At 30.9% G+C, this 22,995-nt stretch carries 23 protein-coding genes, 5 tRNA genes, 1 pseudogene and 3 other annotated features (1 of these 32 cut by a window edge); of the genes and pseudogenes, 7 read left to right on the top strand and 22 right to left on the bottom strand.

The window, feature by feature from the left end:
• Nucleotides 1–101 (bottom strand) — a binding site (T-box leader) (it extends 114 nt beyond the left edge of the window).
• Between the two features lie 99 nt (nt 102–200).
• The 7 genes from KPL55_RS10985 to ytxC form a co-directional block, all read right to left on the bottom strand.
• Nucleotides 201–986, bottom strand: coding sequence for a TrmH family RNA methyltransferase (locus KPL55_RS10985; protein WP_216306756.1), 786 nt, complete (start codon nt 984–986; stop codon nt 201–203).
• Between the two features lie 12 nt (nt 987–998).
• Nucleotides 999–1,658, bottom strand: coding sequence for a potassium channel family protein (locus KPL55_RS10980; protein ID WP_216306755.1), 660 nt, complete (start codon nt 1,656–1,658; stop codon nt 999–1,001).
• 11 nt (nt 1,659–1,669) lie between these two features.
• Nucleotides 1,670–3,022: a TrkH family potassium uptake protein gene (locus KPL55_RS10975; RefSeq protein ID WP_376770439.1), complete on the bottom strand. Its 1,353-nt coding sequence runs from the start codon at nt 3,020–3,022 to the stop codon at nt 1,670–1,672.
• Nucleotides 3,023–3,171: 149 nt separating this feature from the next.
• Nucleotides 3,172–3,531 carry a 50S ribosomal protein L20 gene (gene rplT, locus KPL55_RS10970; protein WP_216306753.1) on the bottom strand — a complete coding sequence of 120 codons (360 nt, stop codon included), beginning with the start codon at nt 3,529–3,531 and terminating at the stop codon, nt 3,172–3,174.
• Nucleotides 3,532–3,559: 28 nt separating this feature from the next.
• A complete protein-coding gene (gene rpmI, locus KPL55_RS10965) occupies nt 3,560–3,757 on the bottom strand; it encodes a 50S ribosomal protein L35 (protein ID WP_216306752.1) in 198 nt (65 codons plus the stop codon).
• Between the two features lie 20 nt (nt 3,758–3,777).
• Complete coding sequence (gene infC / locus KPL55_RS10960) at nt 3,778–4,308, bottom strand: translation initiation factor IF-3 (RefSeq protein WP_216306751.1); 531 nt, start codon at nt 4,306–4,308, stop codon at nt 3,778–3,780.
• A 34-nt stretch (nt 4,309–4,342) separates the two neighbouring features.
• Nucleotides 4,343–4,454, bottom strand: a sequence feature (ribosomal protein L20 leader region).
• A gap of 122 nt (nt 4,455–4,576) precedes the next feature.
• Complete coding sequence (gene ytxC / locus KPL55_RS10955) at nt 4,577–5,482, bottom strand: putative sporulation protein YtxC (protein ID WP_216306750.1); 906 nt, start codon at nt 5,480–5,482, stop codon at nt 4,577–4,579.
• Between the two features lie 151 nt (nt 5,483–5,633).
• Here ytxC and KPL55_RS10950 point away from each other — a divergent pair, with 151 nt between their 5' ends.
• Nucleotides 5,634–6,329 (top strand): DUF6873 family GME fold protein, encoded by a 696-nt coding sequence (locus KPL55_RS10950; RefSeq protein ID WP_216306749.1) that lies wholly within the window; start codon nt 5,634–5,636, stop codon nt 6,327–6,329.
• Between the two features lie 146 nt (nt 6,330–6,475).
• Here the strand turns inward: KPL55_RS10950 and KPL55_RS26750 are convergent.
• The 9 genes and pseudogenes from KPL55_RS26750 to KPL55_RS10900 all read right to left on the bottom strand — a co-directional run bounded on the left by KPL55_RS26750 (nt 6,476) and on the right by KPL55_RS10900 (nt 9,555).
• Nucleotides 6,476–6,829, bottom strand: a pseudogene (locus tag KPL55_RS26750) (CPBP family intramembrane glutamic endopeptidase).
• 160 nt (nt 6,830–6,989) lie between these two features.
• Nucleotides 6,990–7,064 (bottom strand) — tRNA-Cys (locus KPL55_RS10935).
• A 24-nt stretch (nt 7,065–7,088) separates the two neighbouring features.
• Nucleotides 7,089–7,163: transfer RNA gene (locus tag KPL55_RS10930), tRNA-Gly, on the bottom strand.
• Nucleotides 7,164–7,168: 5 nt separating this feature from the next.
• A tRNA-Phe gene (locus KPL55_RS10925) sits at nt 7,169–7,244 on the bottom strand.
• Between the two features lie 38 nt (nt 7,245–7,282).
• Nucleotides 7,283–7,359 (bottom strand) — tRNA-Asp (locus KPL55_RS10920).
• 5 nt (nt 7,360–7,364) lie between these two features.
• Nucleotides 7,365–7,440: transfer RNA gene (locus KPL55_RS10915), tRNA-Val, on the bottom strand.
• An 86-nt stretch (nt 7,441–7,526) separates the two neighbouring features.
• A complete protein-coding gene (gene hslO / locus KPL55_RS10910; RefSeq protein ID WP_216306747.1) occupies nt 7,527–8,405 on the bottom strand; it encodes an Hsp33 family molecular chaperone HslO in 879 nt (292 codons plus the stop codon).
• Nucleotides 8,406–8,450: 45 nt separating this feature from the next.
• A complete protein-coding gene (locus KPL55_RS10905) occupies nt 8,451–9,188 on the bottom strand; it encodes a class I SAM-dependent DNA methyltransferase (RefSeq protein ID WP_216306746.1) in 738 nt (245 codons plus the stop codon).
• A 127-nt stretch (nt 9,189–9,315) separates the two neighbouring features.
• Nucleotides 9,316–9,555: an alpha/beta-type small acid-soluble spore protein gene (locus KPL55_RS10900; protein ID WP_216306745.1), complete on the bottom strand. Its 240-nt coding sequence runs from the start codon at nt 9,553–9,555 to the stop codon at nt 9,316–9,318.
• A 394-nt stretch (nt 9,556–9,949) separates the two neighbouring features.
• Between KPL55_RS10900 and dapA the strand changes: the two genes are divergently transcribed.
• Both dapA and dapB read left to right on the top strand, forming a co-directional pair.
• A complete protein-coding gene (gene dapA, locus KPL55_RS10895) occupies nt 9,950–10,843 on the top strand; it encodes a 4-hydroxy-tetrahydrodipicolinate synthase (RefSeq protein ID WP_216306744.1) in 894 nt (297 codons plus the stop codon).
• Nucleotides 10,843–11,598: a 4-hydroxy-tetrahydrodipicolinate reductase gene (gene dapB / locus KPL55_RS10890; RefSeq protein WP_216306743.1), complete on the top strand. Its 756-nt coding sequence runs from the start codon at nt 10,843–10,845 to the stop codon at nt 11,596–11,598. The genes dapA and dapB overlap by 1 nt, the downstream gene beginning before the upstream one ends.
• 83 nt (nt 11,599–11,681) lie before the next feature.
• Here dapB and KPL55_RS10885 read toward each other — a convergent pair whose 3' ends face one another.
• Nucleotides 11,682–12,827, bottom strand: a complete 1,146-nt coding sequence (locus KPL55_RS10885) for a pyridoxal phosphate-dependent aminotransferase (RefSeq protein WP_216306742.1) — start codon at nt 12,825–12,827, stop codon at nt 11,682–11,684.
• A 268-nt stretch (nt 12,828–13,095) separates the two neighbouring features.
• On the opposite strand from KPL55_RS10885, the gene dapD reads away from it, so the two are divergent.
• A complete protein-coding gene (dapD, locus tag KPL55_RS10880) occupies nt 13,096–13,806 on the top strand; it encodes a 2,3,4,5-tetrahydropyridine-2,6-dicarboxylate N-acetyltransferase (protein WP_216306741.1) in 711 nt (236 codons plus the stop codon).
• Between the two features lie 434 nt (nt 13,807–14,240).
• Here the strand turns inward: dapD and KPL55_RS10875 are convergent, their stop codons facing one another.
• Together KPL55_RS10875 and pdaB are read right to left on the bottom strand one after the other, a co-directional pair.
• Nucleotides 14,241–14,933, bottom strand: coding sequence for a single-stranded DNA-binding protein (locus KPL55_RS10875; RefSeq protein ID WP_216306767.1), 693 nt, complete (start codon nt 14,931–14,933; stop codon nt 14,241–14,243).
• 201 nt (nt 14,934–15,134) lie between these two features.
• The gene (gene pdaB / locus KPL55_RS10870; RefSeq protein WP_216306740.1) at nt 15,135–15,884 is read right to left on the bottom strand and encodes a polysaccharide deacetylase family sporulation protein PdaB; all 750 of its coding nucleotides are present in this window, start codon (nt 15,882–15,884) and stop codon (nt 15,135–15,137) included.
• Nucleotides 15,885–16,126: 242 nt separating this feature from the next.
• On the opposite strand from pdaB, the gene KPL55_RS10865 reads away from it, so the two are divergent.
• Entirely contained in the window at nt 16,127–16,654 is a 528-nt protein-coding gene (locus KPL55_RS10865) for a DUF4364 family protein (protein ID WP_216306739.1), read from the top strand.
• A gap of 79 nt (nt 16,655–16,733) precedes the next feature.
• On the opposite strand, the gene KPL55_RS10860 is transcribed toward KPL55_RS10865, so the two are convergent.
• Nucleotides 16,734–17,615, bottom strand: a complete 882-nt coding sequence (locus KPL55_RS10860) for a YncE family protein (protein ID WP_216306738.1) — start codon at nt 17,613–17,615, stop codon at nt 16,734–16,736.
• 148 nt (nt 17,616–17,763) lie between these two features.
• On the opposite strand from KPL55_RS10860, the gene KPL55_RS10855 reads away from it, so the two are divergent.
• Nucleotides 17,764–18,012 (top strand): TIGR03905 family TSCPD domain-containing protein, encoded by a 249-nt coding sequence (locus KPL55_RS10855; RefSeq protein WP_216306737.1) that lies wholly within the window; start codon nt 17,764–17,766, stop codon nt 18,010–18,012.
• 52 nt (nt 18,013–18,064) lie between these two features.
• Here KPL55_RS10855 and KPL55_RS10850 read toward each other — a convergent pair whose 3' ends face one another.
• On the bottom strand, nt 18,065–19,435 hold the full coding sequence (locus KPL55_RS10850; protein ID WP_216306736.1) for a bifunctional folylpolyglutamate synthase/dihydrofolate synthase: 1,371 nt from the start codon (nt 19,433–19,435) through the stop codon (nt 18,065–18,067).
• A gap of 96 nt (nt 19,436–19,531) precedes the next feature.
• Nucleotides 19,532–22,174 (bottom strand): valine--tRNA ligase, encoded by a 2,643-nt coding sequence (locus KPL55_RS10845; protein WP_216306735.1) that lies wholly within the window; start codon nt 22,172–22,174, stop codon nt 19,532–19,534.
• Between the two features lie 82 nt (nt 22,175–22,256).
• Nucleotides 22,257–22,489: a binding site (T-box leader), on the bottom strand.
• A 173-nt stretch (nt 22,490–22,662) separates the two neighbouring features.
• On the opposite strand from KPL55_RS10845, the gene KPL55_RS10840 reads away from it, so the two are divergent.
• Entirely contained in the window at nt 22,663–22,929 is a 267-nt protein-coding gene (locus KPL55_RS10840; RefSeq protein ID WP_216306734.1) for an ABC transporter substrate-binding protein, read from the top strand.
• Nucleotides 22,930–22,995: the final 66 nt, after the last annotated feature.

Raw genomic sequence — 22,995 nt, 5'->3', positions numbered from 1 at the left:
AGTGAATTTCAATATAAAAAATTTCTTAAGTAAGCTCTCAGTCTAAGGCTTCTTATCCCTGTATATATTTTTATATCTACTATCTCCATCACAGCTTAATATCATTTAATTCTTGATTCTTGATTTTTAATTACTAATTCGTAATTTGTGAAAGTATACAAAACATTATAACCACAAATGAGAAAAATTTCAACTATAATTTATATATTGTTTTTTTGTCTTACTACTTCATACATCATAATTGATGCAGCTACAGCTGCATTTAGAGACTCTGCACCACCAGGCATAGGGATTTTTATTTTCAAATCACTTATATTATAAACTTCACTGGAAATTCCATTACCTTCATTTCCAACTGATATAATAATTTTTCCTTTTAGATCTACATCATAAAAGTTTTTATCTGTATCTAATGAACTAGCAACTAATTCGAATCCAACATCCCTAAGTTTTTTCACAATGTATAAATCTTCATCGTATATAACAGGTATTTTAAAGATAGATCCCATTGTTGCTCTTAAAGTTTTCTCATTGTAAATATCCACAGTTCCTTTTGTAATTAAAACCCCTAACGCTCCCGATGCATGAGCAGTTCTAATTATGGTTCCCATATTACCTGGGTCTTGAATTCTATCAGCGAGCACATAGAACCCATTGTCATATTTAATCTCTAATGGTTTATTACGAACAACCGCAATAATCCCTTGTGGATTATCAGTATCGCAAATACCTTTAAATACATTATCACTAACAATGTAAACCTTAGTATTTTCATTTACCTTGTTTTTTATACAAAAGTTTTCATATTTAAGCTCTGCTCTTTCACTTATAAAAATATTCACCACATCAAATCCTGAGTCTATTGCTTCTTGTGCAAACCTAAATCCTTCAACTAAAAACATGTTGCTGCTTACTCTATGCTTTTTTTCTTTCAACTTTCTAATATCCTTAATCAATAAATTATCCTTACTTTCAATATGTTCCAAAATAAGTACCCCTTATTTAACTAGATTTTCTAACTTATTCAATTCCTCAATATTACCTATAGCCACAATAATATCACCTGGTTCAATAATGTTATCTGCAAGTGGTGAAACGTCAATGTCATTATTTCTTTTTATAGCCATTACATTAATGCCGTACCTTGCCCTTATATTCAATTCTCCTAAAGTTTTATTATGCCATTCTTCAGGGCTAATAACTTCGGCTATACTATAATCAGGCGATAATTCAATATAATCTAAGATGTTTGAAGATACTAAATTATGTGCAACACGCACACCCATATCTCTTTCTGGAAAAACTACTCTATCTGCACCTATTTTATATAATACTTTTGCATGTGACGCATTAGTTGCTTTTGCAATTACATGTTTTACTCCTAATTCTTTTACTAATAGTGTTGCCAAAATACTAGCTTGGATGTTAGAACCAATACTAATAACTGCGCAATCAAAATTACGAATACCAAGCGCTCTTAAGCTATTCTCATCATTTGCATCTACTTGAACTGAATGAGTCACATTATCCGAGATTTCTTGAACTACTTCTTCATCAGAATCAACTGCCAACACATCATTTCCCAAAGAATATAATGTTTCAGCAACAGACGCTCCAAATCTTCCAAGACCTATAACAATAAACTGTCTTTTACTCATTAACCCCACCCCTATCCAATTAAAATTTTACCTTCCGGGTATTTTATCTTACCCGATTTAGCCTTTTTATTTTTAGCAACTGCAAGTAATATAGTAAGCGGTCCGACTCTCCCCGCATACATTGTAATTGCTATTACTATCTTCCCTACAAGTGTTAATTTTGTAGTTAACCCCAAGGTTAACCCTACTGTAGCAAACGCCGAAGTAGCCTCATATAAGAAGTACTCAAAAGGAATGTCGTGTTGCTGTGTAATTGATAATATCATAGTAACTCCTATAACAATTACAAAACCAAGTACAGTTATTACTAATGATTTATATACAGTTTCCTTATTTATACGTCTTTGAAAAATCTCAGTATCTTCACGCCCACGAACTACAGACAATACAGTCATAAAAAGTATAACTGCAGTTGTTGTTTTTATACCACCAGCCGTTGAACCAGGTGATCCACCAATAAACATTAAAATTATAGTTAAAAAATTTCCTGCAGGAGTCATTTTATCTAGTTGAATAGAATTAAACCCAGCAGTTCTAGGAGAAACCGATGCAAATATTGAAGATAAAACTTTACCCTTAAAGGTCATCCCCTTAATAGTACCTGGATTATTCATCTCAAAAATATACATAAGTATCGCCCCTCCAAAAATTAAAACTAAAGTAGAATAAATAACTACTCTAGAATGAAGTGACAGCCTTTTAAATGATTTACAATTATATATTTCCACCCAAACGAAAAATCCTAAACCACCAATTGCAATTAGTGCTGCAATTGTCAATATCACTACTGAATTATTAGCATATTCAGTAACACTTTTGAAATTTCCCATCAAATCAAACCCCGCATTACAAAAAGCAGAAACTGAATGGAATACACTATAATATATTCCTTTAGCAATTCCAAATTCTGGAATGAATTGTGTTGAAAATAACACTGCCCCTACTGCTTCAACAGAAAATGTAAATATTAGTACATATTTAACCATTTTAACTAAGCCTTGAAGCGAACTAACATTCATAGCTTCCTGCATTACTAGCCTTTCCTTTAATGTTATCCTTTTACCTAAAAAGAAAAAACCAAGTGTAGCCACGGACATAAATCCGAGCCCGCCTATTTCTATAAGAAACATTATCACTGTTTTCCCAAAGTATGTCCAATGCGTCCCAGTATCCACAGTTACGAGGCCTGTAACACACACAGCCGATGTAGAGGTGAATATACAATCTATGAAAGGTGTAATTCCACCGCTTTGTGAAGCTATAGGTAGACTTAGGAGTAATGCTCCTATGAATATAACTATAGCGAACCCTAATGCTAGTATCCGAACAGGAGTATATATACTTTTCTTTTTAATAGCTTTAATATCTAATTCCAAATTAGCCACCTCTACACCTTTAAATTTCTACAATAACATTATTATAATGACATTTCACTAATTATATCACTTAACATATTTTTGTCAAAAATGCAATAAAAAATGCAGCCTAACGGCTACATTTTAAATTATAATTTTTATGCTTGTAATTGTTTTTTTGCAACTTCTACTAATTCAGCAAAAGCTTTAGGATCATTTATAGCAATTTCAGAAAGCATCTTTCTGTTAATATCTATGCCTGCAAGTTTCATTCCATTCATAAATCTTGAATATGAAAGATCACTTAACCTTGAAGCTGCATTTATTCTAGCTATCCAAAGTGTTCTAAAATCTCTTTTCTTTAATTTTCTACCAATATAAGCATTTCTTAATGCTCTCATTACTGATTCATTAGCTGTTTTAAATAACTTACTTCTTCCACCGTAATAACCTTTTGCAAGCTTTAATACTTTTTTATGGTTTTTACGAGAGTTTACTGCTCGCTTAATTCTTGCCATTTAATATACCTCCTGATCACCATTCATATTATAAGTATGGTAACAATTTCTTCATCGCTTTTATTTGAGTTGTTGAAACATATCCTGTTTTTCTAAGGTTTCTTTTTCTTTTTGCGCTTTTCTTTGTTAATATATGGCTTGTAAAAGCTTTCGCTCTTTTTAGCTTGCCAGTACCTGTTTTCTTAAATCTTTTTGCTGCGCCTCTATGTGTTTTCATTTTAGGCATAATAAAATTCCTCCTCTCGGTTACGCTTTTTTGGGAGCCAAAATCATTATCATATTTCTTCCCTCTTGTCTCGCTGGTTTCTCGACAACATAAACATCATCACCGATTTTTTCTACAAATGATTTTAAAATCTTATGTCCTACTTTAGAGTTTTCAATTTCTCTTCCTCTAAATCTTACAGTAATCTTTACCTTATCTTCGTCTAGCAAGAATTTTTTAGCATTACTAGCCTTAATTGAGATATCATGATCTTGTATTGTTGCACTTAATCGTATTTCTTTAAGAACGACAACTTTTTGTTTCTTTTTAGTTTCTTTTTCTTTCTTTTGCTTTTCGTATTCATATTTACCAATATCCATTATTCTACATACTGGAGGTTTAGCAGTCGGAGACATCATAACTAAATCCATATCTGCCTCATCAGCGAGATTTAAAGCATCCTTAGTATTTAAAATACCCAATGCAGATCCGTCAGCTCCGATAACTCTTATTTCTGAATGTCGTATTTCCTCATTCATTATGAAATTTTTGTTTTTACTAATAGTTTTCACCTCCTAGGTGTATTTAGCTAACCTTATAATATTTAAACAATTAAAAGGACGACAAAATGCCGTCCCTAATAGTAACAAATTTAAATTACTAATTAACCAAACTAGCATAGCTGTAAGGTGAGAAACGGCTGTTTCTTCTTGTAAACATTATATTATATTAAATTATTTTTTATATTTTCATTCACAACAATTAGTATTATATAACATAACTTTTTAATTGTCAATACTCTTTATTTTTATTAAATATAAATTTTATATATATTATTTTCTACTCAAATACAGCTAATCCTTTTTTTATTTTTTCACATTCGACGCAATTATCACAATAATGAACTCTATCCACAAACACCTTACTAATCGTACCAATCAATTCTTTATTTTTACAATTGCCGCTGCAATGTATAATTATTTTTTTAGGAGCATTAGTTATCATAGCACTAATTATAAGTTCTTCTTGATTTTCTTTCGAATCAAATTTAACATCAGGTAGCTCCGTCATCATATTACCTACTAAATCATTTCCTTCTTCATCTCTTAGATTATAACTTCCATTTTTCTCAATTAGAATGTGAACCTCATCTACCTTACTCTCTTGAACGTCAACAAAATATTTAAGAAGCTTTATAAACTCATTATATTCTTTATCAACCATATACTCTTCAACTACTTTATCTACAATACATTCTAAATCTGAATTTAGTTCTTTTGTCCTAAATGTTAAAAATCCACTTACATTAATTTCATTATTTTCTTCTATACATCTAGTTATTTTATCTATAATCTTATTTTTCCTATTAATACAATACACCATATTAGGTCCTAGTATAGTCCCTTCACTAAGCAATGCCTCTTGTATCTTTGGTTTAATTTGTTTAATTTCATCATTTTGCAGAAAAAAATACGTTTCTGCTAAAAAAGCATTCATTTCTTTTTTACAAAATTCTATTGTTACTATTTTATATAACATATTAGCGACATTTAAATTAAATGCTTTAATACTACTATCACTTAAATTATCATCACTACTAAAAAACTTTACCAAATGACTATCTTCTATAATAGACTCTGATATACCTAGTATGTTTTTCTTATCTTTAAAAGATCTTTTCATATCTTCAATTTCTTCAATGATGTATTCCATACTCCTATTATATGCAATAGTTAATAAAAGCATTTTACACACTCCTTTCTCATTAAGGTAGTATGCGTGTAATATTAATGTATATGCAAAATAACTTAAACAATTATCGACATATTGCATTTCCTTATAGATTTATGTTATAAAATAAACATAAGAAAATATATTTAAAAACAGGAGTTTTATAATGAAAAATTTAATCGTTGATTTTAGAATTGCTAAAGAAGAAAAAGAATATTTAATTTCTAGAGGATATAATTTACTTATTTGCCCTCCAAGCAAGCTACTTTGTGATGTTGAATGTGGTCATCCCGATATGCTTATGCACATATCAGGCAATAATATTATAGTACATCAAGACATGGATAGTGATTTTATACAGAAGTTAATTTTGCAAAACTACAAAGTGTACAAATCAAAACTAACTTTAAAAACAGACTATCCTTACAACATATTTCTTAATTGCTTGAGCTTAAGTAATCTTTTTATTCACTCAATTAATTTTACTGATCCAGCTGTTTTGTCTTTTTGTAAAGATAAAAATCTAATAAACGTAAAGCAAGGTTACACAAAATGCTCTACTTGCATAGTAAATGATCATGCAATAATTACTAGTGACATTTCAATTTCCAAGGCTTTGACTATAAATAAAATAGATGTTTTATTAATTCCTCCCGGTGATATTCTCCTTCCAGGGATGAACTATGGTTTTATTGGTGGTGCAACAGGTCTTATCGAAAATAACGTCTTAGCATTTTATGGTCATTTAGATTATTATCTATATGGAAAAGAGGTATTAGCGTTTTTAAAAAAGCATAATGTAGAGCCTGTATTTTTAAGAAATGGGAAACTAATCGATAGAGGCAGCATTTTTAGAGTCTAGGTAGTAAATAAGGTTCTTCGTATATTATGCAACAGCTTTTCTTAAATCATGCTATAACGAAAAGTATATATTGCTTGAAATGCTTTCACTTCACTAAGTAATTCTAAAATTCAGTTTATTTGTAGTTGCTAAAAATCGCAAACTCGCTATCGCTCAAACATGCGTTTTTCTTTACGCATCTGCAAATAAACTAAATTAAGAACACAACTTAATATAAGAATAAAGGTATCATATAGTCCGTGAGCAATACCCACCGATAAAGTTGTACAATCTTTGAATTTCAATCGTAATACTGCAAATATAAACCCAATAACAGTTGTCATAAGAACTTGCAGAATATTGTGTCCCACAGGATAGTGAAACAGCCCAAACAATATAGATGAAATAACAACAGACTATTCTCCAGAATTTGTAGTTTCCTTTAATTTTTCATACAAGTATCCACGGAATACAATTTCCTCACCTATTCCACAAAAAACATGTAGTAAATAACATAAAATCCAATTATGCTTGCCTTTGTTGTTTTAATCATCAATACATCCTATAAAACGCAAGATTATACTAATAAATTAATGCAAATGTATAGCTACATTATTTTATAATATAAAAAAAAGAAGTTTAACTGCTGAAACATCAGTAGTTAAACTTCTTTTTTTGTTTTGGAGGCGCCACCCGGATTTGAACCGGGGAATAAAGGTTTTGCAGACCTTGACCTTACCGCTTGGCTATAGCGCCATTTTTTTTAATTTTTAAAGTTTTTGGAGCGGAAGACGAGATTCGAACTCGCGACGTCCACCTTGGCAAGGTGGCACTCTACCACTGAGCTACTTCCGCAACACTGGTGGCTAGACCAGGAATCGAACCAGGGACACGAGGATTTTCAGTCCTCTGCTCTACCGACTGAGCTATCCAGCCACATTAATTTTTAAAATCGCCATTTTTTTGAATTTAAATGGCGACCCAGAAGGGACTCGGACCCTCGACCTCTGCCGTGACAGGGCAGCACTCTAACCAACTGAGCTACTGGGCCATATGTGGTGGGAACAACAGGGTTCGAACCTGTGACCCTCTGCTTGTAAGGCAGATGCTCTCCCAGCTGAGCTATGCTCCCACATGTCTTTATACAACTATTATAGTCTACCTTAATTAATAAAACTTGTCAACAACTTTATAATATTTTATTAATAAAGTTAATTATTAATTAGCCTCTTTTATTAGTTTACCAATATCTTCATGATTAAATTCATAATTTTTATTACAGAAATGGCACTTAAGTTCCTCTGTTTTTTCATCATTATATATTTCTTCTAGATCTTTTCTTCCTATGCTTATTAATGCTTTCTCCACTCTTTCTCTAGAACAATCACATTTATATGTTGGCTTAATGTCTTGAAGTATTTTAAGTTCCATATCTTCAAATATAAATTCTAATATTTCTTCTATGCTCATACCTTTTTCTATAAATTCAGTTATCGATGGAATTTCTTCAAGTCTGTATGTTATCATATCAGCTAAGAATTCATCCGCATCAGGCATCATTTGGATTATAAACCCTCCCGAAGCCTTAATACTCATATCAGTATCAACTAAGACTCCAAGTCCAACAGCTGATGGAGTTTGCTCAGAAACTGTATAATAATAAGCTAAATCATCCCCGATTTCACCAGTTTGAATAGGTACTTGGCCTACATATGGTTCCTTGAGCCCCATATCTCTTATGACTCTTAAATAACCATCTGTTCCAACTGCACCACCTACATCAAGCTTACCCAGTTTGTTAGCTGGCAAATCCACATTAGGATCTGCTATATACCCTTTTACACTTGAATCAGCATGAGCAGTCACTACTATTCCACCCGCTTTTCCACCACCATCAATCTGAAGGGTAAGGCTATCTTGCTTTGCCTTTAACATTGTTCCCATAAGTGTACCTGCTGTTAGCATTCTCCCAAAAGCTGCCGATGCCGTTGGCAAACATGAATGCATAACAACTCCTTCATTTACTAAATCGGTAGTTATGGCTGCAAATATTCTAACTTGGCCCTGTTTTGCTGTAGCTCTAACTAATTTATCCATATAATATCCTCCTGTAATTTTAAAATAATTCTATCTCTTCTTATTTTACTTCTTAAGAACATAACATATTCTCTCTGTTGTATCATTTACTACTTTATCTTCGTAATTATTCATTTTTTTTATTATTTCAAATCCAACTTCCTTTATAATCCGTTCTATATACTCTTCGGTATAAGCTCTTTCTGAATGTTGTTCATCAAACCGCCTATATACTTGTCCTTCTTTAACAAAAAAGGTTAAACTCATTTCAACTACATCATCCTCTAAATAATTTTCCCATATGTATACTACATCTTCCGAATCGTAATTATAAGTATTATTTCCAAGTACGTTTGTAAGTTTGTAATAAGAATTAATATCAAAAACAAATAATCCATCTTCTTTTAATAAATTGTAAGCTCCTGATATATATTTTCTAAATTTTTCTTCTTGTAATATATAATTACTAGAATCTAAGCAACAGGTTATGAGATTGAAAGTCTTATTTATATTAAGTTCGCAAATATTCTGACATACAAATTGTGCTTTTATGTTAGAATTCCTTAATTTTTGTTCTGCTTCACTTAACATATCAGAAGATAAATCAACTGCCCATATATGTTTAAATTCACTTGCAATTTCTATAGTAAGATTTCCTGTACCACAGGCTAAATCCAAATAACTGTCCATATTTAGGCGTTGATCTTTACAAATACATAATATGTTAGTTGCCCATGTTTTATAATCAATATCCGAATTGATTAATTCATCATATATATGAGCAAATTCTTTATAACAATCCATATTAACATTTCTCCTTTGCTTTTAAAAAAAGGTTCACCTTTTTAAAAGATCCCCTCTTACTACTGTAATGGTATATAATATTCTAACCTATACAGCAATTATTGTCCAAGCAATTTGCTTTGGAATTCTAAAAATCTTTATTTTTAGGGAGATTTATAAGTTTTTTTCTTTTTGTCATTAATCCTCCAATTCTTCCTGTTTCCTCAGCTGTTAGTCCACTCCACCCACAATCATCTATCTTGCTTATAAGTCCTAATTCTTCTGCTATTTCATATTTTAAGGTTTCTCTTAACATTTCATTTGTTGTTAACTCCTTATTTGTTTTTAATTTAGCTTTTATAACTTTTTTTAAAGGTGTTTTCCCCATGATGTACCTCCCAATTATACTGTAATATGTTATATATTTTACAATATAGGACTTTTTTATTCATAATATTAAAATTAAGAAGCAATTACTAAAATAATTCTTATCACTATATATGTAGAGATTTTTTATTGCAATATGTAGAATTTACTTTTTTTTAAAAAAGTATATATATTTTCGCATATGGGCTATATAATATAATATAATGACAAAAAATATTTTAGTGGCTAGTCATGTTATGTTTCAAATTATTATGAATTTACATTACTATATTATGTACGAAAAGAAATTCTTCACTAAAAGCAATCTAAATTAATAAATATATAGTATACAAATAAAATAGCTATATAAAAGTAAATTTTTATTTATTTTTATAAAACTACGAGGAGGTAATCTTTTGAGTATTTTTAAAGGGTCTGGTGTTGCAATCGTCACTCCATTTAACGAAAGAGGAGTAGATTTCCAAAAACTTGAGGAATTAATAGAATGGCATATTGAAAGTAAAACAGATGCAATTATTGTCTGCGGTACAACTGGTGAAGCTTCTACTATGACTGAACAAGAAAAAAAAGAGACTATAAAATTTGTAGTTGATTTAGTTAATAAAAGAATTCCAGTAATCGCAGGTACTGGAAGTAACAACACTGCCGATGCAATTAGTATGAGTAAATGGGCAGAAAAAATAGGAGTAGATGCATTACTTGTAATTACACCCTACTACAACAAAACTACACAAAAGGGTTTAGTTGAGCACTTTAAAGTAATTGCAAATAGTGTAACTTCACCAATAATAATATACAATGTTCCTTCAAGGACGGCTCTTAATATTCTTCCACGAACACTTCAAAAATTATGCTTAATACCAAATATTGTAGCAATCAAAGAGGCAAGTGGAGATATAAGTCAAATAGCTCAAATTAAAGCGTTATGCGCAGATAACTTAGATATCTATTCAGGTAATGATGATCAAGTTATACCTATACTTTCATTAGGTGGTATAGGAGTTATATCCGTTATTGCAAATATAATTCCTACAGATATTCATAACATGTGTGAATTATATTTAAATGGAAAGCACGATGAGGCATTAAAAATTCAATTAGGTTACCTTCCACTTAATAATTCTATATTTATAGAAACAAATCCAATCCCTGTAAAAACAGCTCTAAATCTTATGGGCATGCAGGTCGGTCCTCTAAGATTACCTTTATGTGAAATGGAAGATAATAATTTAGAGTTCCTAAAAAAAGAATTAAAAGCATATAACGTTCCATTAAAGGAGGTATTATAATGATTAGAATGCTTCTAAATGGTTGTAATGGGAAAATGGGTAAAGTTATTTCTGAAATGGCGAAAGCTTCAACAACAATTGAAATTGTTGCAGGTGTTGATAGGAATTCATCTAATCTAAACTATCCATGCTATGACAGCATACTTGAGTGTGATATTGATGTAGATGTAATTTTAGATTTTTCAAGGCCAGATGCTTTAATTGACTTATGTAAGTATTCTAAAGAAAAAAATACTCCTATTGTATTTTGTACCACTGGTTACTCAGCTGAACAATTATCTGAAATTAGCTCCCTTAGCAGTGAAATCCCAGTATTTCACTCAGCAAATATGTCCATAGGTATAAATATTGTTAATAACATTCTTAAGAGTGTAAGCAAAATGCTTTATAAAGATTTCGATATTGAAATAATTGAAAAACATCACAATCAGAAAGTTGATGCACCTAGTGGCACCGCTCTACTTCTTGCTAATACAATTAAAGCTTCAATAGACGACGAGACGGTTTTTACTAATGGTCGAGATGGATTAAGTAAAAGAGAGCACAACGAAATAGGAATTCACGCTATTCGTGGTGGGAATATTATAGGTGATCATGAAGTTATATTTGCAGGAAAAGGCGAATGTATCGAAATCAAGCATACTGCAATATCAAGAGATGTTTTTGCAATAGGCTCACTTAAAGCTTGCGAATTTATGTACGGAAAAGATAAAGGTATGTATACTATGGATGACGTAATCAATCTATCACTTTAAACGCTAATAACTAAAGCCTTGGAACAGATACTTCTCTGCTCCAAGGCTTTATTATATATATACCCCACTTACGGAAATTACTGTTATAACATTGCGATCCATTTTTCCATCCTGTCTAACCCCTCTTTTAAAACCTCTGAACTATACGAATATGATATCCTGATAAATCCTTCCCCTCCTGTTCCAAAAGCTGAACCAGGCACTACAGCAACTAAGCCTTCATTTAGTAACCTAGTACAAAACTCTTCGCTAGTCATAGAGAATTTCTCTATAGATGGAAATATATAAAAAGCTCCTCTAGGAAGTGTTGTATCCATCCCCATTTGCCTTAACCTTTTATACACATACTCTTTTCTCTTTTCAAATTCAACTTTCATATTACTGACATCATCCCTGCAAGAAATTAATCCTTCAAGTGCTCCCCATTGCGAAATTGAAGTTGCACAAGAAACATTATATTGATGCACTTTGAGTATATTATCCGTTATGTGTTTGCTAGCACAAACATATCCTACTCTAAGTCCAGTCATTGAAAACATTTTAGAAAACCCGCCTACCAAAATTATTCTATTTCTTAATTCATCAATTTGAGCAAGAGAATAGTATTCTTCATAGCACAACGCGCTATACATCTCATCACTTATTATGTAAATATTTCTTTCTTTTAGGATTTCAAAAAGTTTATCACGCTCAATCCTTGATAATATTGCTCCAGTTGGGTTTGACGGATGTGACATAACTAATAGCTTAGGATTTTCATCATCTATAAGTTTAATTATACTATCAAAGTTAATAGAAAAATCTTTGTTAAGATTATAGTTAACTACTTCCGCGCCAAAAATCTTAACACAGCTCTCATAAGCCGGGTAAGCTGGTGTTGGCACAAGAACTTTATCTCCCGCATTCAAAAATGCCCCAAAAATACATAGCAGTGCCTCACTTCCTCCTACAGTCACAGTTATTTCATCAGCTAAATAGTTAATGTCCATGCTACGTAAAAAATTAGAAATCTCATTTCTAAGCTCCACAATACCTGCATTAGCTGTATACTCCGTTTTATTTTCATTAATTGCATTAATCATAGCTTTTTTAATATTTTTAGGCACTGGAAAATCAGGTTGCCCAAGTGTCAATGAAATTGCACCTTCAACTTTTGAAACCTTATTGAAAAATTTTCTAATTCCAGATATTTCAACATTAGATACGTTGTTTGAAAATAAATTACTCATAAAATCATCCTTTCAAGTGTTTTTACTTTTCAAGTGTTTGCATTATAAGTATTTTACTATATAATATAATAAAAATCAGTATTTTTTAAATTTTTATAACTATGCTAATGATATTTTTCATTGATTCTTTAATTTTAAATATATTTCTTAAGAAAATAAGTATTTTAAATTTGTTTTCATAATAAGATAGTATTTATATTTTACTTGAAATGGAATGCATAAAAACAAGAATTTGGATTAATACTTATGATACGAGAGGAGACTAATTATGAACTACGATTTAACAGATGCTTATGAAATTGCAAGGTACATAAAAGAATCAAAAAAGGCTACACCAATTAAACTTTATATTGATGGAGATTTATCACAATGCCAGTTTGGGAATATAGAGACTTTCGGTGAAGGTACTTTCCGTATACTTTTTGGAGAAAGTGATGAGATATCAGAATTCTTAGAAAAGTATAAAGACAAAATCAAAAAATATAGACTTGAACTAGACAGAAGAAATTCTGCTATCCCTTTAATTGATATGAAAAATATCGATGCAAGAATTGAACCAGGTGCAATTATACGCGATAAGGTTACCATAGGTAAAAATGCCGTTATAATGATGGGTGCTGTTATCAATATAGGCGCTGAAATTGGTGATGAAACTATGGTAGATATGAATGCTGTTGTAGGCGCAAGAGGTAAACTAGGTAAAAGAGTTCATTTAGGAGCAGGTGCTGTAGTTGCAGGCGTACTTGAGCCACCAAGCAAAAGCCCTTGTGAAATTGGTGATAATGTTCTAATTGGAGCAAACGCTGTAATACTCGAAGGAGTTAAAATCGGTAAAAACTCAGTAGTTGCAGCAGGGTCAGTAGTTGTTAGTGATGTTCCTGAAAATGTTGTAGTTGCTGGAGCTCCTGCAAAAATAATAAAAAATGTAGATAGTGGAACTAAAGAAAAAACTAAATTATTAGATGATTTAAGAAAATAGTTTAGGAGAAAAGAGCATATATTACTACAAATGTGTTTCACTACGCTAAGTAATTCTAAACTAATTTTAATTGAAGATACTAAACAGTACAAACTCGCTAACGCTCAAACATGTACTGTTCTTAACGTATCTTCAAATAAAATTAATTAAGAATTACTAAGGCTTGTGAAAATACATTTTACGTGATATATGCTCTTTTCAACCCACTAATTTCTCAAATAAATCTATTGTGACGTATGCAGTTTCATCAAGCTAAAGCTTGTTTAAATGTATTTTACATAATATATGATCTTTTCTACGCCTTCACTTCTTAAGTGAATCTTATTTCTAGTCCTAATAAAAAAAAACTCCAGACATTATATATGTATATAACATCTAGAGAGTATCTTAAAATTAATTCACAAATATATGACTTTTCAACTACTAAAATTATTCTATATAGCGTCTAGGGCTTGAAAGTCTTGATCTTGATCTATTGTTGTATCTGGCTGCACTATGTTTTCGCCATCTTTGGTTACTCTTTCCATCTTAGATATAGACACTTCATATGCTACTTTTTTTATAACTTCGTCGTCTGATAATTTCTTTTGATATTCTCTACTCTGGAGTCTTCCCCAAATTCTTATGTTGTCTCCTACTTCAAGACTTTTGCAGAATCTAGAATTTCGTCCCCATGCAATTGTAGGTATATAATCAGATTTATTATATAATCTATTAACTGCTAAAAGCATGTCTGCAATTTCTCTTCCAAAAGGAGTTGTTCTATACACTGGGCTTTTGCAAATATACCCATCTAAAAATATTTGATTTGGATTCTTACTACGTTCTTCGCATACTTTAATGTCTCTAGCGAACACTGTTAATATTAATCTATTAGATCCCTCAACAAATTTATTGTAAGATCTAAGTTGACCTTCAACTATAAATTCATTTCCTGTTTTGATATCCATACCTGCGATTAATCTTTCAGAAATTGTTATAGTTAAAATATCAGTTGTTTCACTAAGTCTCCATACCTCAAAATCAAATACATAAAACCCTTCCCCATACATTTCATGACTAAATTTCAGTTCAGATACTACCTTTCCTTCTAAATAAATCTTGTTATTTAACATAACATTCTCCATCATAATCCCTCTTTCCCTTAGTTTTTTTAATAAACTTTCCTTAGATTATAGGTATTCATTTTTCCGTTGTAATATTCCTAATATTGAAAGAATTTTAGTTATTCAAAGCTCCCCCCATTTATTTTTCTAATTTTACATATATATTCCTTTTTTATTCCCATTATAATACATATACCTATTAAATTTCAATACTTTTAATTATTATTTTTGTAATTGTTTTCCTGACTCATTAATATAATAATTCTTTTTGTATATTAGGTCTGATACTGTTACGAATTCATAACCCTGAGCTTTAAAATGTTGTAAAATTTTTTCCAAATTCTCTGGGGTATATTTGGCATCATTGTGAAATAAAAGTATAGAGCCGGGCCTCGTCTTTTTTATTATTCTATTATACTCAATTTCTGCCCCTTCTTCTTTCCAATCAATACTATCAGCATCCCATTGTATACAATAATGATTTGTAGATTGTACAGTTCCAATAACTAAATCATTATATTCTCCTGAAGGGCATCTAAATAGTGTTGTTTGCTTTCCTGTTATAGACATTATTTTAGCATCTGTTGCCGCTATTTCTTCAATCATTTTTTCTTTAGATATTGTAGTCATTATAGGATGTTTATTGGAATGATTTCCTACTTCATGTCCCTTTTCATCCAATATATTTAGCATCTTAGGGTATTGGTCTACCCAAGCTCCTACTATAAAAAATGTTGCTTTTGCATTATACTTATCTAGTGTCTTCAGTATATCCTCTGTTTTATCATCGCCCCAGCTTGCATCAAATGTAATTGCAATTTTTTTCTCTTTAGTGTCCACGCTATAAATTGGTAATTTACGTTGATTATTCAAAAACGTCCCCTTACTTTTCCAATTATAAATACCTATAATTGTAGAAACCCCAATAAAAATGATACAAAATAGTATTAAATTCTTTTTTATGTAACTCATGACGTGCTATATCCTCCTTGTATATTTATACTTAAATTTATATTCTAAAAGTTGATATATATGTATATATTTTTATATCTAAAATTTATTTTTTACCATTATTTATAAGAAATAACTCATTATAATTAAAAGCACCGATTCATTTCGGCGCTTTTTATGTTATACTGTTTGTAGTTAATTTTACATTAAACGAGCCAGTTCATTATCGTTTTAAACTAAGTGACCTACAAGGAGGATACGATATGTTTGAGGATGCTTTAGACTTAGCTGAAAATAAGCTTCTTTTGCTTTATATATTTTATAAAATAAAACTCCCAATATCTAATATTCAAATAACACAAATAATTTTAGAAAATAATTTTATTAATTATTTTACTCTGCAACAATATATTACAGAATTAGTTACATCAAACCTACTTATGCATACTGAGCAAAAAGGTAAACATAGATTAGTCATTACACAAAAGGGTGACAATGTTCTATCCTTGTTTAAAGGAAGGATCTCCGATAGCAAAATACAACTTATTGATAACTACTTAAAAACCCATATTGAAAATATAAAAAAAGAGCTAACAGTCAGTGCAGATTACACAATAGAAAACAATAATAATTATTTAGTTAACCTAACCGCTTCTGAGGACAGTTTTACACTTATAGACATTAAACTTAGTGTAACCTCAAACAAACAAGCAAGAAATTTATGCGCAAAATGGAGGAACAAACCTTCAGAACTTTACGCCAAAATAATTAACCTTCTCATAGATGATTAATCTTAATACATAAGCTTAATCTTCCTATAGAAGCTATTATTTCTCATGGAAGTTACATATATTTTCGTAAAAACAACTTTTATAAAAAAGTCATTCCTGTAGGCTCTCCGCCAATAGAAATAGCTTTTTTATCATCAGTATTTTTATCAATCCTAAACAGTAAATTGTTATAGTTATCACCTACATACAAATATCTTTCATCTTCTATTATTCCTCTAGGCATACCGCCAATCTCTATTTTTTTCACCTCTTTATAACTGTTAATATCTACCATACTAACCGTTCCATCTCCAAAATTTGATATATAACAGTATTTTTGATTGCAATACATGTCTACAGGCGAATTTCCAACAGAAATTTTTTGTATTACATTGTAGTTTTTCAACGAAATAATACTAATATTCCCTTTGTTATCCATGCCAATATTAGACTCACAAACTAAAATATAATTTCCATCAGGTGTAATTACCGCTTTAGTAGGATACGCTCCTACCTTAATATTTTTAATATCCCCATCTCGCGAAGAATCTATTATAGTTATACTATCACTATTCATATTCGCTACTATAATAAGTTTTTTTCTTTTACAGATATAAATACTATGCGGAGAATTACCACAAGGAATCGCCTCTACAATGGTTTTTTTCTCTAAATCAAATACTATTATATCGTCTGAATCCCCACAAATAACATAAACCTTATTATCATCAACCGATAAATCATTACAGTGCATACCTATAAAGTAACTTTCTGTTTCATAATTTTTAATATCAACCAAAGAAATACTATTACCATAACTATTAGCTGTTAAAATCTTGTTTTTATAACCACATATGCCATGAGGACCAACTCTTTTGAGATTTACTTTATCCAAATATATTTTTTCCTCTTCTACAAATAAATCTAAGTTTACCTTTGATATGCAATCTGATGACGTACTACATACATATAACTTTCTCAAATCCCTCACCTCCTCATATCCATAATATGAAAATAATAATAATGTGCTAACAATGTTTTCTAAAAATTAATTTCTTGAACTATAGATACTAAATAGTATATAATAATTAGTGTAATTATTAAGATTACACTAATTGGAGGAATAAATTATGTATAGTTATGAGCCAAAAGGCGTTTGTGCAAAAAAAATAAATTTTGAAATTGTTGATAATATAATAACAGATGTTATTTTTATAGGTGGATGCCCTGGAAATGCATTAGGAGTTTCAACTTTGCTTAAAGGCATGGAAGTTAAAGCTGCTATAAAAAAACTTAAGGGTATTACATGTGGTGATAAAAGTACTTCTTGCCCAGATCAATTCGCATTAGCGCTTGAAGCATTAGTTATAAATGCTTAATCAAAAAAAATAAAATGGATGCATCCAAATGTGATGCATCCATTTTGTGCTTTTAATAACCATGAACATTTCGTATTATTTTTCTCATATCTCCCACCATGTATAACGATCCCGATATTAGTAATAAGTCTCCATCTTCGCAATAGCTCAGAGCTTTTTTATAAGCCAGTTCATAATCTTCTATTGCTTCACAATCCGAGGTATATTTTTCTACTTGGACTTTTAACTGCTCGCAAAGTTCCGCCCTCTCGCTATGAGGTGTAACTGTAATTACTCTACTAGCTTTGGGAACTATAGTTTTTATCATATCCTCTACTTGTTTATCTGCAAGGATTCCTAAAATCAGTATGATTTTATTGTAATTGAAATACATGTCAATGCTTTGAGTAAGTTTTTCTATACCATCTATATTATGTGCTCCATCTATAACAACCAAAGGTCTCTTGTTCATCACCTCAAGCCTCGCTGGCCACTTTACCTTCTTAAGACCACTTATTATATCTTCACTACTAATAATGGCACCTTGGGCTATAAGTTCCTCTATAGCATGAACTGCTACAGAACAATTTAATAATTGATGTTTCCCTAAAAGTGATAAATCAATAATGTACTCATTATTTAAGGTAGTTACTTTAATTCTTTGAGTTATAATTTTATCGTAATTATGTATTGTTTCATTTAATAATTTTTTTTCATTTATTGAAGCACTTTCAATATTATGCAAATTCTCTTTACCTAAATATATAGATGAGTCCGGAAAAACTTTTATTAGTTTGCATTTTTTTTCGGTGCATGTTTTTTCTATTACTTCTTCACTCTGTTTCTGCTGAGGAAACATAACTAATGGAATTCCCGCCTTAATAATGCCAGCCTTTTCATATGCTATTTTATCTATAGTGTCCCCAAGTATTAAAGTATGGTCTAGACTTACAGATGTAATAATGCTTAAAATCGGTGTTATTACATTTGTTGAGTCAAGCCTTCCACCGATTCCTACTTCAACTACAGCAAAGTCTACATTATTTTTATGGAAATATAAAAATCCAGCACAAGTTATAATTTCAAATTCTGTCGGATTACCATACCCGAGTTCTACTACCTTCTCTACTACTTTGGAAACCTCTGTTATAATGTCACTTAAATCTCCTTTAGAGATGTTCTTATTATTAATTTGCATCCTTTCTTCAAATACTTCTATAAAAGGAGATGTATACGAACCTACTTTATACCCAGCTTCCACCAAAATTGTAGTAACCATAGCTGTAGTAGACCCTTTCCCATTGGTCCCTGCAATATGGATACACTTTAATTTTTTATGCGGATTCCCTAAAAGTTCTAATATCATCTGCGTTCTCTTAAGCCCGAGTTTGCTACCAAACTTTGCTGTGTCTTTTATATATGCCATCGCCTCATCATAATTCATTGTTATACTTCCTTTCAAAATCAAAATAAACAAGTGAGTCTCCTATGCCTTATTTAAACATAGGAGACTTTTTACTTCTTATTTATTGTGCATCACTTATTTCAGATTTTCTATGCTTTGAATTACTGAATTGTACATTTCTTTATATTTTTCACCTTTAGCTTTTTCTTCTTCAACTACTTCTACTGGAGCTTTAGCTGTAAATCTTTCATTACTTAGCTTCTTTTCTACTCGCTCTATCTCTTTTTTTAGTTTATCTTTTTCTTTATTTAATCTCTCTAGTTCTACCTCTAAATCTACAAGTTCAAGTAATGGCATATATACCTCTGCGCCAATAGTTACTACTGTAACTACATTCTCGGGTGCCTCTGCTTTAGATGCTAAAAACTTAACCTCACTAGCAAATGCAAGTTTTTGGAAATAAACCATTCCTTCCTCAAATGCTTCTTTTGCTTTTGTTGCGTATATGAATACCTTAGCTTTTCTAGAAGGTGCTACATTCATATCTGCTCTTGCATTTCTTACGTCTTTTATCGCCTCTATAACATAATTCATATTTTCCTGAGCTTTTTCATCATTAAGCGTTTCGTCATACTCTGGCCATTTAGATATTGTTATAGATTCATACTCATTATCCAAATGCATATAAATTTCTTCTGTTATAAAAGGCATAACAGGATGAAGAAGTTTAAGTCCAGTTTTTAATACCTTATTTAAAACATTTAATGCTACGCCTTTAGCTTCACCATCTTCTGCATATAATACTGGTTTAACGAGTTCAATATACCAATCACAGAATTCAGTCCACATAAAGTCATGAGTCTTTTGAAGTGCTATACCTATTTCATATTTTTCAATGTTTTCTGTTACTTCTTGAACTACAGTGTTCATTCTCGATAATATCCACTTGTCAGCGGCAGTGTAGTTTTTACTATCTTTATATTTAGCCATTAATTCTTCATTATAGTTCATCATAACAAACCTAGAAGCATTCCAAATTTTATTAGCAAAGTTTCTAGCAGCTTCAACCCTTGACTCATAGAACCTTATATCACTTCCTGGAGAATTTCCTGTTGCAAGTGAAAACCTTAATGCATCTGCTCCATATTGGTCTATTACGTCTAATGGATCAATACCATTTCCTAAAGACTTAGACATTTTTCTTCCTTGATCATCTCTAACCATTCCGTGCATTACTACTGTTTCAAATGGTACTTCACCTAAATTGTATATTCCCGAAAAAATCATTCTTGCGACCCAGAAGAATATAATATCATATCCTGTAACTAAAACACTTGTTGGATAAAATTGTTTTAAATCTTCTGTATTACTTGGCCAACCAAGTGTTGAGAAAGGCCACAATGCTGAGCTAAACCAAGTATCAAGTACATCTTTATCTTGATTAAGATTTGTACTATTACATTTACTACAATTCGTTGCATCAGTAGCCGAAACAATAATTTCTCCACAATCAGCGCAGTACCATACTGGAATTCTATGTCCCCACCATAACTGTCTTGATATACACCAATCTTGAATGTTTTCCATCCAATTGAAGTATGTCTTTTCAAATCTCTCTGGAACAAATTTAGTTTTCTTTTCCCTTACAGCATCTATAGCTGGTTTTGCAAGAGATTCCATTTTAACATACCATTGTTTTGATAACATTGGTTCTACAGTTGTTTTACAACGATCGTGAGTACCTACATTGTGAGCATGATCCTTTATCTTAACAAGTAGTCCTGCCTTATCTAAATCTTCTACCATGACCTTTCTTGCTTCATATCTATCAAGTCCTGAATATTTTCCATAACCTTCACATATAGCTGCATTTTCATTTAAAACTACTATTTCTGGAAGGTTATGTCTCTTTCCTATTTGGTAATCATTAGGGTCATGTGCTGGAGTAATTTTAACCGCCCCTGTTCCAAACTCTATATCAACATAATCATCTGCAACTATTGGTATTTCTCTATTTACTAGAGGTAGCATTATTTTCTTTCCTATTAAATGTGTATACCTTGGATCATTAGGATTTACAGCAACTGCCGTATCTCCAAGCATAGTTTCTGGCCTTGTAGTAGCTATTTCTAGGAATTCAGACCTGCCTATTATTGGGTATTTTATATGCCAGAAGTGTCCCGCTTGTTCTTCAAATATTATTTCAGCATCTGAAATTGCTGTCATGCATTTTGGACACCAATTTGTTATCCTATTTCCTTGATATATTAGTCCATCATTATATAATTTAACGAAAACTTCTCTTACTGCGTGGTTTAAGTTTTCATCCATAGTAAAACTTTCACGAGTAAAATCAACAGAACAACCCATTTTTCTTATTTGTCCTCTAATTTTTTCTCTATACTCATTAGTCCAATCCCAAACTTTTTCAAGGAAAGCTTCTCTTCCCATTTCTTTTTTCTTTAGCCCTTGCTTTAAAAGTTCATTTTCAACCTTTACTTCTGTTGCAATACTAGCATGGTCTTCACCTGGAAGCCACAATGTATTATATCCTTGCATTCTTTTAGTTCTTATTAGAATATCTTGAAGAGTATTATCAAGAGCATGACCTAAATGTAATTTTCCTGTAATGTTTGGTGGTGGCATCACTATTGTAAAAGGTTTTTTATCCGTATCAACAGTTGGTGTGAAAAAACCTTTTTCTTCCCACCAGGCGTAAAGTCTTTCCTCAAACTCTTTAGGATCATAATTCTTATCAATATTATTAATTTCTTCCATATTTAAGTCCTCCTATTTACTAATTAGTAATCTAATTGTATTAGCAATTATTAAAAAACAATAAAAAAAGGCCCTTCGTCTATAAAAGGACGAAAAGCTCGCGGTACCACCTTTTTTCCTGCAAAATTTGCAGGCTCTTTAAAATTTAACGATTAAGAAAACCGTCTTTACCAAGTTCTTATAATTAATTACATCAACTTGGCAAAGAAGCTCCGAAGCAACATTCAAGGATTTTCATATAGAAGATCTTACAGCCTATGGATCTTCCTCTCTTAATATTAATTTTCCCCTACTCCTCTTCATCTAAGCTTTTGAATATTTTATAATATAACTATTAATTGTTATCATTATTGTTTAATTTTCATTATACCTTTTAATCTACATATGTCAATATATTTTTTTATAAAGCTAGAATATTATTTAAAATGTAACATCTAGCCAATTTTCCATATTATATAATTATAACACTATATAATACGGAGGTATCTATGAAGATTAAAAAAATATCTATTTTTTCCTTACTTCTCTCACTAGCCTTAATAACTACATTATTCTCTGGATGCAAAAAAACTACCAGCGATGCTTTAGTAAAAGTAAAATTAAATGAAGTAGTTCGCTCTATATTCTACGCTCCTATGTATGCAGCTATTTCAGAGGGTTTTTTTAAAGAAGAAGGACTTGACATTGACCTTTCAACAGGTCAAGGCGCAGATGCACAGCTTACCAAAACACAAGTTTTAATACCAATTCATTAAACGTCAAAATAATGAAAAAATATGTTACATATATAAAGAAGTAAAAAACATGATAAATACTGATGA

The sequence above is a fragment of the Clostridium lacusfryxellense genome (genome assembly GCF_018861735.1).
In the GTDB taxonomy this organism is placed as follows: domain Bacteria; phylum Bacillota; class Clostridia; order Clostridiales; family Clostridiaceae; genus Clostridium_AD; species Clostridium_AD lacusfryxellense.
This window is presented reverse-complemented; position numbering and strand designations above follow the sequence as displayed.

Bases quoted from the DNA above. Each gene is read 5' to 3' on its own strand.
- KPL55_RS10980 (WP_216306755.1), bottom strand. From the start codon at position 1,658: ATGAGTAAAAGACAGTTTATTGTTATAGGTCTTGGAAGATTTGGAGCG.
- rplT (WP_216306753.1), bottom strand. From the start codon at position 3,531: ATGGCAAGAATTAAGCGAGCAGTAAACTCTCGTAAAAACCATAAAAAA.
- rpmI (WP_216306752.1), bottom strand. From the start codon at position 3,757: ATGCCTAAAATGAAAACACATAGAGGCGCAGCAAAAAGATTTAAGAAA.
- ytxC (WP_216306750.1), bottom strand. From the start codon at position 5,482: ATGCTTTTATTAACTATTGCATATAATAGGAGTATGGAATACATCATT.
- KPL55_RS10950 (WP_216306749.1), top strand. From the start codon at position 5,634: ATGAAAAATTTAATCGTTGATTTTAGAATTGCTAAAGAAGAAAAAGAA.
- hslO (WP_216306747.1), bottom strand. From the start codon at position 8,405: ATGGATAAATTAGTTAGAGCTACAGCAAAACAGGGCCAAGTTAGAATA.
- KPL55_RS10905 (WP_216306746.1), bottom strand. From the start codon at position 9,188: ATGGATTGTTATAAAGAATTTGCTCATATATATGATGAATTAATCAAT.
- KPL55_RS10900 (WP_216306745.1), bottom strand. From the start codon at position 9,555: ATGGGGAAAACACCTTTAAAAAAAGTTATAAAAGCTAAATTAAAAACA.
- dapB (WP_216306743.1), top strand. From the start codon at position 10,843: ATGATTAGAATGCTTCTAAATGGTTGTAATGGGAAAATGGGTAAAGTT.
- KPL55_RS10885 (WP_216306742.1), bottom strand. From the start codon at position 12,827: ATGAGTAATTTATTTTCAAACAACGTATCTAATGTTGAAATATCTGGA.
- dapD (WP_216306741.1), top strand. From the start codon at position 13,096: ATGAACTACGATTTAACAGATGCTTATGAAATTGCAAGGTACATAAAA.
- KPL55_RS10875 (WP_216306767.1), bottom strand. From the start codon at position 14,933: ATGGAGAATGTTATGTTAAATAACAAGATTTATTTAGAAGGAAAGGTA.
- pdaB (WP_216306740.1), bottom strand. From the start codon at position 15,884: ATGAGTTACATAAAAAAGAATTTAATACTATTTTGTATCATTTTTATT.
- KPL55_RS10865 (WP_216306739.1), top strand. From the start codon at position 16,127: ATGTTTGAGGATGCTTTAGACTTAGCTGAAAATAAGCTTCTTTTGCTT.
- KPL55_RS10855 (WP_216306737.1), top strand. From the start codon at position 17,764: ATGTATAGTTATGAGCCAAAAGGCGTTTGTGCAAAAAAAATAAATTTT.
- KPL55_RS10850 (WP_216306736.1), bottom strand. From the start codon at position 19,435: ATGAATTATGATGAGGCGATGGCATATATAAAAGACACAGCAAAGTTT.
- KPL55_RS10845 (WP_216306735.1), bottom strand. From the start codon at position 22,174: ATGGAAGAAATTAATAATATTGATAAGAATTATGATCCTAAAGAGTTT.
- KPL55_RS10840 (WP_216306734.1), top strand. From the start codon at position 22,663: ATGAAGATTAAAAAAATATCTATTTTTTCCTTACTTCTCTCACTAGCC.